The organism is Terriglobus aquaticus (assembly GCF_025685415.1).
Lineage (GTDB): Bacteria > Acidobacteriota > Terriglobia > Terriglobales > Acidobacteriaceae > Terriglobus > Terriglobus aquaticus.
This window is the reverse complement of record NZ_JAGSYB010000001.1, coordinates 1842361-1854491: the sequence shown is the minus strand read 5'-3', so window position 1 is coordinate 1854491 and position 12131 is coordinate 1842361. Positions and strand designations below refer to the sequence as shown.

General features: G+C 60.1%; 10 protein-coding genes. All 10 read right to left on the bottom strand.

Features of this window, described 5'->3' with window-relative positions:
* Positions 1–3: 3 nt before the first annotated feature.
* On the bottom strand, positions 4–1284 hold the full coding sequence (locus OHL12_RS07660; RefSeq protein ID WP_263413235.1) for a site-specific DNA-methyltransferase: 1281 nt from the start codon (positions 1282–1284) through the stop codon (positions 4–6).
* Between the two features lie 1154 nt (positions 1285–2438).
* On the bottom strand, positions 2439–3770 hold the full coding sequence (locus OHL12_RS07655) for a glycosyltransferase family 1 protein (protein WP_263413234.1): 1332 nt from the start codon (positions 3768–3770) through the stop codon (positions 2439–2441).
* Positions 3771–3966: 196 nt separating this feature from the next.
* A complete protein-coding gene (locus OHL12_RS07650) occupies positions 3967–5778 on the bottom strand; it encodes a complex I subunit 5 family protein (RefSeq protein ID WP_263413233.1) in 1812 nt (603 codons plus the stop codon).
* Positions 5775–6131: a sodium:proton antiporter gene (locus OHL12_RS07645; RefSeq protein ID WP_263413232.1), complete on the bottom strand. Its 357-nt coding sequence runs from the start codon at positions 6129–6131 to the stop codon at positions 5775–5777. The genes OHL12_RS07650 and OHL12_RS07645 overlap by 4 nt, the downstream gene beginning before the upstream one ends.
* A 2-nt stretch (positions 6132–6133) precedes the next feature.
* The gene (gene mbhE / locus OHL12_RS07640; protein WP_263413231.1) at positions 6134–6883 is read right to left on the bottom strand and encodes a hydrogen gas-evolving membrane-bound hydrogenase subunit E; all 750 of its coding nucleotides are present in this window, start codon (positions 6881–6883) and stop codon (positions 6134–6136) included.
* Positions 6876–7151, bottom strand: a complete 276-nt coding sequence (locus tag OHL12_RS07635) for a Na(+)/H(+) antiporter subunit B (protein WP_263413230.1) — start codon at positions 7149–7151, stop codon at positions 6876–6878. Before OHL12_RS07635 ends, mbhE begins: the two co-directional genes overlap by 8 nt.
* Positions 7148–7504, bottom strand: a complete 357-nt coding sequence (locus OHL12_RS07630) for a cation:proton antiporter (protein WP_263413229.1) — start codon at positions 7502–7504, stop codon at positions 7148–7150. Before OHL12_RS07630 ends, OHL12_RS07635 begins: the two co-directional genes overlap by 4 nt.
* Positions 7501–7752 carry a monovalent cation/H+ antiporter complex subunit F gene (locus OHL12_RS07625; RefSeq protein WP_263413228.1) on the bottom strand — a complete coding sequence of 84 codons (252 nt, stop codon included), beginning with the start codon at positions 7750–7752 and terminating at the stop codon, positions 7501–7503. Before OHL12_RS07625 ends, OHL12_RS07630 begins: the two co-directional genes overlap by 4 nt.
* On the bottom strand, positions 7749–8279 hold the full coding sequence (locus OHL12_RS07620) for a hypothetical protein (RefSeq protein WP_263413227.1): 531 nt from the start codon (positions 8277–8279) through the stop codon (positions 7749–7751). The genes OHL12_RS07625 and OHL12_RS07620 overlap by 4 nt, the downstream gene beginning before the upstream one ends.
* A 242-nt stretch (positions 8280–8521) precedes the next feature.
* Entirely contained in the window at positions 8522–12112 is a 3591-nt protein-coding gene (locus tag OHL12_RS07615; protein WP_263413226.1) for a glycoside hydrolase family 38 C-terminal domain-containing protein, read from the bottom strand.
* Positions 12113–12131 lie beyond the last annotated feature (19 nt).

Genomic DNA, 12131 nt, shown 5'->3' with positions numbered 1-12131 from the left:
GCACTATGCCTTTTTCTGAAGCACCAGCAGCGTTTCGGGAAGCTCCTCTTTTCCCCCTTGCTGAGGGGAGGAGCGCATCGATCGAACAGGTTCAGAGAGTGTAACGATAAAGCCTAGAGGACGGCTGAGCTCCGCAAGAATTGCGGCGGTCGGGATCCGGATGCCGTTGTACTGACTATCGCCAACACACATCCAGATGGAGCCCCCCGCTCTCAAGGAGCTTTGGAGAGAGTTAAGCAGGGCAGCTAAATCAGCGAAATAACCGCCAACCATCGCTGGTATATGCCTACTCCACAACTGGTCTTTGGAGAGTTCCAAGCATTTCAGTACCCGATTCAGAGAGCGCGAGTCTTTTGGAGCGGATGCGAAGTCTCGTTTGATCTGAACATGCGAAGAAAAGGTTGACTTCCTTAAACGATGATTGTCCTGAGAGGAACGCAAATAGCCGAGGGTCCATAGCTCGACGTTGTAGACGTCTGTATAGTCAAACGAATTCGGATACGGAGGAGAGAAGACGACCAAATCTACTTCTTTGATGGAGGAACCTTGATTTCGGCAGTCACCGCGGATGAGTTTGTAACGCTGCTCGGGTCTATGATCGAACCTGTGGACTTCAACGATGGCTTGTTGGGCCTTCTCAGCAAAGGAGCTGACTACCTCCTGAGCAGAAGGCTGCGAATGCCGCCAATTTGCTCGGTACCGACGACCTTTGCCGCTGATCCTGACATTGCTGGCATCTACAAGAATGCCGCCGAGGACGACCCGGAACAAACGCCTATGTGAAGGGTTCTCGATCCGGTCCAACCCGGCTAGGAGCTGCAGCACGGCTGTACCGACAGCGCGGCTAAAGAGCCAACGATCTCCGTCTCCCGGCTCAATGAATGTGGCAGGAAGCCCACTTGCCCATTCTGCCAAATTTCTGTCGTTAGTTCGGCGCTGCCTGAGGATCCTGCCAAGGTCTCGTGCAAGAGCCGTGGTGTCGTATTTGGTTAATTTAGCCTCAATCAGATCCGCCAAAAACGGATTCACCTCGATCGTGATTGGGTACACGCCCAAGAACTGAGAAGCTAATGCGGTCGTGCCAGAACCCCCAAACGGATCCAGGCACGTGCGAACAGGGATCGCGCTACTCTCAACGGCTCGATGGATCAGTTCAGGAGCGAAAGCCTCTTTGAACCGTCGCCAACTCTGGAACGGTAGTTCCGCAGAAAATGCATTCGTACCGTAACAGTGCAGATCACGAGCACCGGTCCAAATCTCGAAGATGCTCTGACCGCTACCCATTTATCCTCTTCGTTCGCGAGATCGTGTTGGATTATAGTGGCATATCAACATTCCTCGCCACGATCTGCACGTATGTATGTGCACTCCGGCGGTTGAGTATGCGCATGGTCCTGGGTCAGGGTCGCGTACACCGATCTGTTCACTCCGAAGCTGGGTTTCACTGCGAGAGCGATCTGTCGCTCAGACCCTGATGGCGCACCGCGATTTGGATGGACGAGTGCCCCGGTTACCATCGGCCTTGCGGCAGAGCTTCGCGTAGGTGTGCCGTAGATCGTGGCCGATTCCGTAACGGCGGCCCGGACCACTCACATGCTGAGACTTTCCCGAAGTTGGCGACCTTGTTGACGGCACGCAGGAACGGGCCTTCCTCGCTCCCGCCGGGCGGTCTGCTAGGCGTTAAGGCACTGCTTCACCTCTTGGCAGCTTATTGCGGCGGGAGCTGGACAGATGCTTTAAGTTTGATTACGTGTCAAGCGAGTTGGCTTCCATCGTCGGAAACGTGACAGCCCGCAACAGATGTTCTAGGGGCAACATCAACGAGATGAGGCGGTCAGCGTTCTATGGTTGCAAAAGGTGGCATTTGAGACCGTTCACGAGCGATGGCGCTACCGCCAAAACACTGCTTCGGGCGCTTGGCAGGAGCTGCATGTACAGCTGCAAATAGATGCCCAACACACCGGAGCCTCTCCCGCGCGGCTACAAATCGCGCGGTTCGAAGGGCAGTCTCTCATTGGTTCGGAGTCGATAGGCGGCACGTTCGAGTTTGCGTCTGCCCGGTATGAAGCCCTATCGTTCACTGAACGGTTTGCAGGATGGAGGGGACCAGCATCCGAGGTGGCCTGACTGCATGGTGCAGCCGACGGTGCACAACGGTGCAATTAGGGTGCTTTCAGGTGCTTTCGAGCGCCATCGGTGCTCCTGAAATCAACAAGTTACAAATGCGTTGAGTTTTCACACGGTGGAAGTCGTAGGTTCGAATCCTGCTGTGCCCACCATCAAATCAAAAACTTAGAGGCTGCTGGGCTACAACGCGAGTGTCCCTGAGCGGCTACTCCAATGGAAAGAGGTAGTCTCTCGGACTACCTCTTTCCATTGCATTCCTATCCGTTCATCGCGGTCGACGTGAGTCCTGTAGACCGGCACACGATTGGCACTCACGACTCCACGGTGCGTTCCGAAAGAGTCTTTGCCGCTGCCGCCGCGACACCTGGAATCAAAGCGCGGATGGGAGCGGATTGGCGACGCCCAATCGCATTGCGAGCAGCACGCTTCTGCGCCAAGGTGTCGGCGATTTCTGCTTCCATTTGGTTCCAGGTGCGGTCCCAAGAGGTTTGTGCAAGCTTGCGCCGCACCGCTTCCCTCCAGCCAGCAGTCTGGGGCAGCAGCGCAGCCGAGACCGCCTGTGCCATCGCCTCTGGCGTGTCCGCGATGCTCACCAGTCCCGCATCGCCGTACTCGCGAACGACGTCGCGGATCGATGTGGAGACGACGGGCTTGCCGGCGGCGAGATACTCCGGGGTCTTCGTCGGAGAGATGAATCGCGTCGACTCATTACGGGCAAACGGCAGCAGCGCGACATCCCACCCGGCCAGGTAGGACGGCAGCTCTTCGTATCGCTTGCCGCCCAGGTAGTGCAGGTTAGGTGCGGCAGGCAATGCGTTCGCATCGATCTTGACCACGGGTCCGATCAGAACGAAGTGCACGTGCGGCAGCAACGCGGTCGTTTTCCGCAGCAATTCCGTGTCGAGCCGCTCATCCAGCACACCATAGAAGCCCGCGCGCGGGTGCGGTATGGAAGCTTGATCCTCAGGCTCCTCACCCTTCGCCTGGATGGTTGTCGCAGAGGCGAAGTGAGCGTGATCGATCGAACTTGGGAAAGCGTGAACGTTGCTGTGCCGCTTGCGCTTGGCCTCGTACAGGCTGATGCCGCCCGTGAATACCACGTCGGCCGTGCGCAACAAGGCTTCTTCACGCAGGCGAAGCGCAGGCGGAGCTCCTTGAAAGAGGCTCAGCTCGTCCATGCAGTCGTACACCGTCACGGCAGGGCGCAGGGCGTGAGTGAACGCCGTTGCCATGGGGGTGTAATACCAGGTGATGTAGCTGGAGATGGCTGAGAACTGAAGGAACCGCTGCAACAGGCAAGCCTGAGCTTCTGCCGACTCTTTCTCGGTGAGATCGTTGCGCAGGTGCGGCCGCAGGACGGTGACGTTGTCCTCCAGCATGATCTCAAGGGCGAAGCGCGGAAGTCCGTCAGAACCTGCGTCCGAGACTTCCATAGGCATCAGGTTCGACTGCAGCGGCATAGCCTGTGCGGCATGGTGAATCGGCTCTTCCCAGTAAAAGACGCGGCGCGTGACCGCCGCCCGCCGTAGCAGGTGTTGCGGCCGCTGTGTTACGAACCGCCACCGAAGGTGGCTGAAACACAAGATGTCCAACTCCGGCGGGAGGTACGCTTCGTCGCCGGTCGAGCTCGAATAAGTATTCAATGAGGCCTGCCAGATGAGTTGAGGGTCCGCCGCTTGTGCGGAAGATGGCAGTTCGTGACGGACTCGTTACAACATTGGATGCAGACTGCCCGCCCGACAACCACTTGTGTCGGCAGGAAGCTTGCGCTGGGGCTGCTGGTGTCGGTTTTTGGCGATTTCTCAGCCGCTTTGACTCGGTTTTCGACCGCCGCTTGAGTCAGCGGAGAAGCAGCAGGGCGAGCGCACCGAACAAGACCACTCCGTTTATCAGCCAGAAGACATAGTCGCCGGGATGTCCGCTCTGCCATTCACGCAGCAGCGGAACACCACTCTCGGCGAAAGCGCCGATTCGAAGAGCACGTGGCAGTCGGAGCCGGAAAACGGAGGTGCATGCCAGTAGAAGGGCGCACAGGAGCGTGAGCGCTCCATGCACCGCTGCTTCGCCCACATGGGGATGGTTGTGCATCAACTGCGCAGTGCCGGCAGCCCTCGTGTAGACGGTGTGCAGATATGCCGGTTGTTCTGCCATCTGCCCTGCTGCTGCATCCAATGTCGGGCGCCAGCCTGACCACACGGTCAGGAATATCGCAGCCACAACGCAAAGGGCGGGTGCTGCCAGGTGATACCAGGTGACATGAGAGTCGATATCTTCGGGCAGTTCGCCAACGTCTGCGGCCTGGTCAGTCAGTGGTTCCGATCCCCACCCCAGAAAGACGTGAAGGCCCACGCGAAACACTGCGGCCGCGGTGAGCAGACCGCCAAGAGCAAAGAGCAGCGTGACGCCCGGAACAGCGCGGTCCTCTCCGGCAGCCGTTGCCGCGGCCTCCCCTAGGCTGGTAAGAAAGCCGGGAGCGGCAGCGAGGCCTGCCCCGCCGGCGAACCACAGCAGCGCCGCGAAGGGCAGGCTTCGGCCAGCCCCAAACAGCTCTCGTTCCCCGATTGCGCGACCCTTTCGCAACAGGATGCCGCTGCCGAAGAACAAACTGGCTTTGATCAGCGCGTGGCCGAGCAGGTAGGTGAAGAAGGCGGTGAGTGCAAGCGGTCCGCCCATAGCGAGCGCAAGCAGCATAAGTCCAGCGTGCGAGATCGTGGAGAACGCCAGCATGCGTTTGAGATGATGCTCGCCGTAGCACATCACCCCGCCCACCAAAATCGTGATCGCGGCCGCACCCACCAGCAGCATCTGCGTTGCACGTTCGTGGGAGGCCAGAGAACCTGCGAAAAGCACAATGTGCAGCCGAGCCACGGCGTATAGGCCCAACTCCACCATGATGCCCGAGAAGAGAACACACACCGGCGTCGGCGCCACGGCGTGCGCGTCAGGCAGCCAAAGGTGGAAGGGAACTATGGCCGCTTTGGTCAGGAAACCGCACGTAAGCAGTGTGAAGGCAAACAGCACCACGGGATCGTGCCGGGTTCCCAGAGCGAGACCGATCTGCGCCATGTTGAGCGCGCCCGTGATGCTGTACAGCAGCGCGATCCCGGTAAGCACCATGAACGCAGCGATGGTGTTTGTGACAGCGAAGTTGAACGAGCCCTGCAACGGTGCCGGTTCCGCCGTTTTCAAACCGCACAGTGCGAAGGCGGCAGTGCTCATCAGTTCATAGAAGACGAAGAGGTTGAACAGATCGGCGGTCAGCGAGAAGCCGCACATGGCCGCAAGGAAGATGAGCAGAAGCGGCTGCATGTGGTTGGCGCCGGAATCGATGCTTCGCCACGAAAACACGAGAGCGAGAAGCGTAAGAAACGCGGCGAGTGCGGCCAGGCTCACGCCGATAGGCTCAGCTACCAGGGCGATTCCCAGCACCATTGATCCGCGTGGGTACCAGTTGCACAGCCAGTAAACGATGGGATGGTGCAGCGCTGAAGCTAAAAGAAGCAGGCACGCGGTCAGCGTTCCCCCGGCAAACGCGATGCTCACGACATCGGTAGCCAGTCTGGGCAGCCACTTGCGGAGCGCACCCAGCAACGCCGCACCAACCAAGGGCAACGCAACAGGCAGAGCGGGAAGAGTGTGGCTCCAGTTCATCCGCGTACCGTGCGTAAATCGCTAGGCGAAACCGAACCAGACCGTTCGTGCGCTTTGATCACCATCGCCAGCAGCAGCGCGACCACAACGGCCTCGACCACCACGTCGGTCAACATCAATGCCTGGACCACCGGGTCCACCGTCAGCGTGTGAGGATCGATGTCGGAGAACACAGGTGCTGCTCCGCCCACGCGATATCCGATACCTAGCAACAGAACGTAAGTAGAGCTCTGCAGGATCGCGAGACATACCACCGCGTGTACCAGGTGGCGGCTGGTGATGATGCCCCACAGACCGCAGCAGAAAAGCCAGCCGGCAACCAGGAAAGGCCATGCATGAAGAATGTGAGGCATCGTCAACTCTCCGGCACCTCGCCCGTGATGATCTCTTCCAGGTAGGCGTAGATCACCATCAGGAACGAACACGTCACTTCCACCCCGACCGTGACGCTGATGAGGGCGATCGTGCCGGATGAGAAAACGTCGCCGGTCACGCCCAAAGGGAGAACATTTGTCAGCAGTGGAGCGCCCATCAGCAGCGGCACCAGGCCTATGACGGCGTATCCCCCTGCTCCGATCGCCTCAATGACTTCCGCCGCGGCGTGCGACGTAATGCGCCGGAATGCCGCTGTGTTTTCGCATAGATAGAGCAACACAGGTGCCGTGGCCAGGATGACCCCGGCTTGGAATCCCCCGCCTGGTGTCAACTGTCCGTGCAGCCCGATGTACATCCCAAACAGAATCGTCACAAGCAGGGCCGGTAGCGTGGTCAGCCGAGCGGCGGAACTAAGCGGAGGCGTATCTACCACCCGTCCTGCCGGTTTGACAGCAGTTTGAGTTTCGCGCCGCAGAAGCATGGCGACACCAAGAACAGCGGTGAACAGAATGAACTCTTCGCCCAGCGTGTCAAATGCCCGGTAATCATAGTTGATCGCGTTCACCACATCGGTCGCATGTCGTTCGTACACTGCCAAGCGCGCGATGGTATCGCCATAGGGTCCGCGGTACGCGCCCCACGGGGGCAAGTTATGCACCGAGTAGGCATAGAGCGCGGCAAAACCGGCGAGAGGCAGAAAGACCCAGCGGGCGCGTGTGCGATCAGTCATGCGCGTCGCCCTCGCCAGGAGATTGTTGAGCCAGTTTGCGGAACCGCATCCGAGAGATGGCCAGCATGATCATAAGCGGCAAGGCGACCGCGCCGACAACGATCTGCGACAGTGCCACGTCGGGTGCCTGGAAGTAGAAAAAGGTCAGCGCCATGACGATGCCAAAGAATCCCAGCGCAACGACCTGTTCCGTGACGTCGCGGGTGCGCACTACGCCCCAGCCCGTAATCGCGACCAGCAGCAGCAGAGCTGCACCAAACCATGTCATCGACCAGGCTCCTCTTCCGCTCCAGCCCGCACCCACTCGAAGTCATCGCCGTCACGCGGTTCCCAATGGCCGAGTTCGCGGGCGCGAAATGCGCGTGCGCTGGCGTGCATGCCCACGGAGTTCAAAGCGACCATGATGAGTGCGATCAGGCCCATCTTCCATCCGGCTAGGGTATTGCCCTTGGCCACAAATACCGCTGCTGTGAGGGCAAGGCTGCCCACGACTGCTGGGATCGTGATGAAGTGCAGCGCCTGTGTCGCGTCGCGCATGCGCCACATGCCGATAACGCCGAGCCAGCAGGCGATTACTACGGTGGTCAGCAGCACCGCTTGCGCAATGTATGAAGCCGTCACAGGTGCTTTCCTATAAACCGCACGAAGACGAAGGTTCCGCCAAAGGACATGATCATGAGCGCCAATGGTAGGTCCATGAAGGAAGGCCGGTCGAAGCCGATGGTGAACAACACCATGGCAAAGATGGCGAGAAAGGCGGCCATTTCCATGCCGACCAGGCGGCGCTCTACCGGTCCGCGCAAGCACATGTCAGCGCATGGGAATAACCCAGCGCTGACCGCCGCACCTGCAATCAGCCATACGTTCATTGCTGCTCCGCCTTCTGCTGACGCTGGGCAGCGGCGTCCCCGGGATTGTCCTCACGGGTGCCCACCTCGGCTCCCAGTTGCTTCGTCATGCGCGGCACCGAACTGCGTTGAATCTGGTGAAACAGCATACGGCTCTGCTGGTGGTCCACTCCTAGAACGATGAAGTTGGGAGCAATGCTGGTATACGCAGTCGCGAGTGCCCGCCGTGTGACCAGCAAGGGATCCTCTTTGGCGGTGCGAAATCCGCAGACGCGAAAGATCGATTCAGCACGATGCCCGGCCAGATCTTTCAGCAGGACCACCGTGATCTCGACGATGCCGCTGACCACGTACCACGGCGTGCGCCACAGGGCGAGGGCATCGCTCCAGCGAAGATCGAAGGTCTGCGACTGTTCCCGGTACACGACTATCAGCAGACTGAGAGTGCAGGCGATGCTGAAGGCGCCAGCCACCCATTCATGAGCCTGCTTTGAGCCGGTAAACAGCATCCACAGCGCGAGGACAAGGACCAGCGCGGATGCAAACACGAGCGGCCCTCGCCCGGATCGCGTCGCGTGGCTGAACTTGACTGCATTCACAATGGCAACAGAGACGTGCAATTGAGCGAAAAAGGATGCTTGCGATCTCGTGCCGGAAGACGACAGGACTTTCAAGTGTTAGGGGATGACTTCCGACTCTCAACGCAGACAAACAGTGAAGCTGCCGCAGACATCGCGGCAGCTTCACTGTTTGTTAGTTTCCTACCCACAATGGAGCAGACGAGCCCGACTTACTGCGCGTTTGTCGACGTAGTCGGCACAGACGTGTGCTTCAAAGTGTCGAACAGGGGCGTCGCGGGGACCACCGACGGGCCGGTCTTCGCCGCTGATACAGCAACGATGCGGATGTCGGGATTGTTCGGCAGTGTCAACGTTGTCGCGCCCGGCGGCAGTTCCAGCGTGTACGCGAACAGATAGCTGTAGGCATACGGCTGGTTGAGACCGGTAGCGGTGTGGTGGTGCGACGCAAACCACGCGACCTCAGCCGGCTTCACGAAGCCCTCCCGCAGGCCAAGGTAGTCTCCCGGGTTCTCCGGTGAAGGCTCAGACCGTTCGGCAGCGCGCAGATCCTTGGGCGGCCATGGCTGGTGATGCGCAGAACTTGCCCAGTCCACTGGCGTGCCTTTTGGCTTCCAAAGGCGCGTGTCCCACTGACCCAGAAATCCGCCCCAGTCTTCTACTGTTACGTTCGCTGCTAGGTTCCCGACTTTGAAGCTGGCTGCCTGGTCGCCGCGGCTGCTCGCGGCCAGGACATACACGCGATCGAAGCTGCCGGACGGGAGCGCAATCGTCTGCCCATGCGCGGTGACTGCGTCGGGCGTACCGGTTGCGGCCTGCGCCAGCGTGAAGTTCACGCCGTGGAAGCTGAGCCGCTCCGGCAGCATCTCCGCCGGGTATGCATCGCCCTTACCGTCGAACCCTCCAGCCGGAGTGGGCGTGTCGTCGTTGGTTGCAATCGCCGTGTCATAGGTGAGCGTTGCCGGTTGCGATGCTACCGCCGGAACAGATACTGGAGCTCCGCCCAGCTTGAACGCAAACGTCTTCGGCTCGAAGCCCTTCAGCGAGGTGGTAAGTGCACCTCCATTCAGAGCTACAGCCGGTGCGCCCTCCAGCGGCAGCTCCTGCGCGTTGATCTCGCGCGCTGCCGTGATCGCGCCGGGTAGAGTCACTCGGACATCGTTCGCCGGCTTGCCGTCCATCTCGACAAAGCGAACTACCAACTCGTCCGAGATCTCAGACTTCTTCAACGCAAACACGCGCACGCGCGGATTGTTCACCTTCAGCAATGAGATCTGCTTGCCGAGACGTCCGGTGTGAGACGTGGTTGTGAAGGCGCGCAGCGGATCGTTGAGGCGGTAGCCTTCCCAATCCGTTTGCCCCGCGCGCCAGTCGCCACGATGCCCGGTGATGCCGTAGCGGATCTCGTGGTGACCCCAGTCCTGGTTCGCCTGATCGCTGTAGCCCACGTGCGGCGCAATGCCCGGCGTGCGCAGCAGCGTCAATCGCAGCGTGTTGTCGTTCGGCTTGTCTGAGGCGTTCTTGTCGTCGGTGAGGATCGTGGCACCGAAACCGCCGGATGCATCCGTCAGGTCGATCCACTTATGCGAGACGACCTCGAACTGCCGCTCCATCGCGTTGGGCCGAGTGACCACGCCCACATCTTCGTTGTAGGTCGCATTTGGATTGCTGCTCTTCAGCGGAAACGCAACCTTCAGGTTCTCCGCCTTGCCGTGCCAGTCAATGCTGTTTGCGAACTCCAGTCGATTGCCGGCACTCCCCGCAGCCAGGCTCACGGTCTGCACATACGTTCCACCTTCGCCCGCACGGGAGATCTCAAGCGTAACGCGAACCGGACCGTCTTCCTTGATGCGGATCTGCGCAGGTCCGCCGACCACGGTACGGGGCTTGGCCTCGACCTGGTCGAAGTCCATGTTCCACGCCGGCCACTGCTTGGGTGTGTCCGTTGTGAGTTGCAGTTGGACCGGAGCAGAGAGCAGTTCGAAGTTGAGCTGCTTGTCGAAGATGCTGCTCACATCGCCGTCTGCGTTCACCTGCACACGGTAGCGCGCGTTTTCCAGCGAATTGGCGGATACCTTCAGCTCGCCCTTTGCTTTCTCTTTGCCGTTCGGAATGAGGTGGTACACGGCGTATCCAACGGAGGGAACCCGGGCCACGAACAGCACTTGATTCCCGCTGACCTGCGCGGGCACCTGCTCGCCATTGGGACCGCGGGCGGCGATGCTCTTCGCGCCAGCCAGCGATGCCGGTAGCGCCATGCTGACCACGTCTTCGCGATCGATGTTCAGGTTGTTGTACAGCACGACGGGAACGCCCTGGCCCGCAGTGTCCAGCGCCGCCGCAACGCTCTGGGTCGCGCTGGTGAAGATGCCTGCGAACTGGTTGGCAGTCAGCACGTCGTCGTTCCAGGCGTACTCATACGCCAACGGCGTAGCGGTGCCCGCTGCCGTGTCGTGGAAGTGACCTCCCAGCGCAAGCGTCCAGGCATTGGTCAGCCGCTCCTGCGGATAGGGCAGACCTCCCATCCACGCGGCAGCGACAGAGGCTTTCTCCGACGCATCGGCGAGCCGCTCGTTCATCAGCACCCACCGCTTGTGATACGCCTGCGAAGTCAGCGAACCAGCGGAGTGGTTGATCAACTCCAAGTCGCCCTGGACGGTCGGGAAGCGATCCGTGTCACTCGGCGGGATGTCGCGGAAGAGCTGATCCGCCGTGGCCTCAATGACGGTGACCGGTCCCTGACCCACACGCACTGGCTGCCCGGGTGCGGGCTGAGCCGCTTTCATGAAGTCAGGCAGCGGCGGTGTAGGCAGCACAGTGGTGCTCTTGGTCACGATCGCTTCCAACAGCTTTACGGTTGACTCCTGGGTAGCGCCGCCGATGTCGCCGGTACCCACGTAGTGATAGTCCGCGTAGATGCCCGAGACCTTGCCATCCAGCGCAATGCGTTCCACCCAGTTTGGCTCCTGCCGTTCGCGCTGGCTCAGCCGGTTATAGATGCGCAACTGCTGCGGTGTGAGCTTTGCGACTTCTGCAGCCGGCAACTGGGGTGCGGGCCGAGGCTCCGTCACGCTGCTTATGTCGGTGTAAGTATTTCCGCCGTACGTTCCGGGGTTCAGAGCGGCGATCACAAACGAGCCATCGGGGCCAATCCACTTGCCGACATTGAACGGGATCCCTTCAGGAGTCTTCTCCGGCGAGTCCGGTCCACCGACCTTCGGAGCAGGCTGCCATTCCGCGTTCAGCTTCTGTGTCGAGAAGCCCTTCACTCCGGCATGGTGCAGGATGGTCGGCAGGGAGGCGGGAAACCCGAAGCAATCGGGGATCATGTACTCGTCGCTTGCCTTGCCGAAGTCATGTCGGAAGTAAGTGTTGCCATAGAGCACCTGGCGGAAGAGCCCTTCTGCGGAGGGCAAGTTCACATCGCCTTCTTCCACCGAGGAACCGGCAGGGTACCAACGCCCGGCAGCGATGTAGCCCTTCATGCGAGCGTAGTCGTCCGGGAAGTATTCCTTCATCAGCCGGTACCGGTTCGAACCCGTCCAGTTGAAGACGTAGTGCGGGTACTTGTCGATGTAGTCGAAATTCACCCGCATGGTCTTCAGCAGGTACTCGCTTATCACCTGCGGAAACTCCCAACGCCACTGCGTGTCCAAGTGCGCATACGGCACCACGTAGAGCGTTGGCACCTTCGTGATGTCCGGCGCTTTGGACGTTTGCGCCACGCTGGTTGCGGACGTAGATACCGCAGCCAGCGCAAGGGTGCCTAGCTGGAGTTTGCGTGCAGAAAAGCGGAAGGGCATTGTGCAGATCTCCGAATCA

What these genes read in the sequence shown, in the direction of transcription:
- mbhE (WP_263413231.1), bottom strand. Translation starts at nt 6,883, where the DNA reads ATGACTGATCGCACACGCGCCCGCTGGGTCTTTCTGCCTCTCGCCGGT.
- OHL12_RS07645 (WP_263413232.1), bottom strand. Translation starts at nt 6,131, where the DNA reads ATGCCTCACATTCTTCATGCATGGCCTTTCCTGGTTGCCGGCTGGCTT.
- OHL12_RS07650 (WP_263413233.1), bottom strand. Translation starts at nt 5,778, where the DNA reads ATGAACTGGAGCCACACTCTTCCCGCTCTGCCTGTTGCGTTGCCCTTG.
- OHL12_RS07615 (WP_263413226.1), bottom strand. Translation starts at nt 12,112, where the DNA reads ATGCCCTTCCGCTTTTCTGCACGCAAACTCCAGCTAGGCACCCTTGCG.
- OHL12_RS07660 (WP_263413235.1), bottom strand. Translation starts at nt 1,284, where the DNA reads ATGGGTAGCGGTCAGAGCATCTTCGAGATTTGGACCGGTGCTCGTGAT.
- OHL12_RS07625 (WP_263413228.1), bottom strand. Translation starts at nt 7,752, where the DNA reads ATGAACGTATGGCTGATTGCAGGTGCGGCGGTCAGCGCTGGGTTATTC.
- OHL12_RS07635 (WP_263413230.1), bottom strand. Translation starts at nt 7,151, where the DNA reads ATGACATGGTTTGGTGCAGCTCTGCTGCTGCTGGTCGCGATTACGGGC.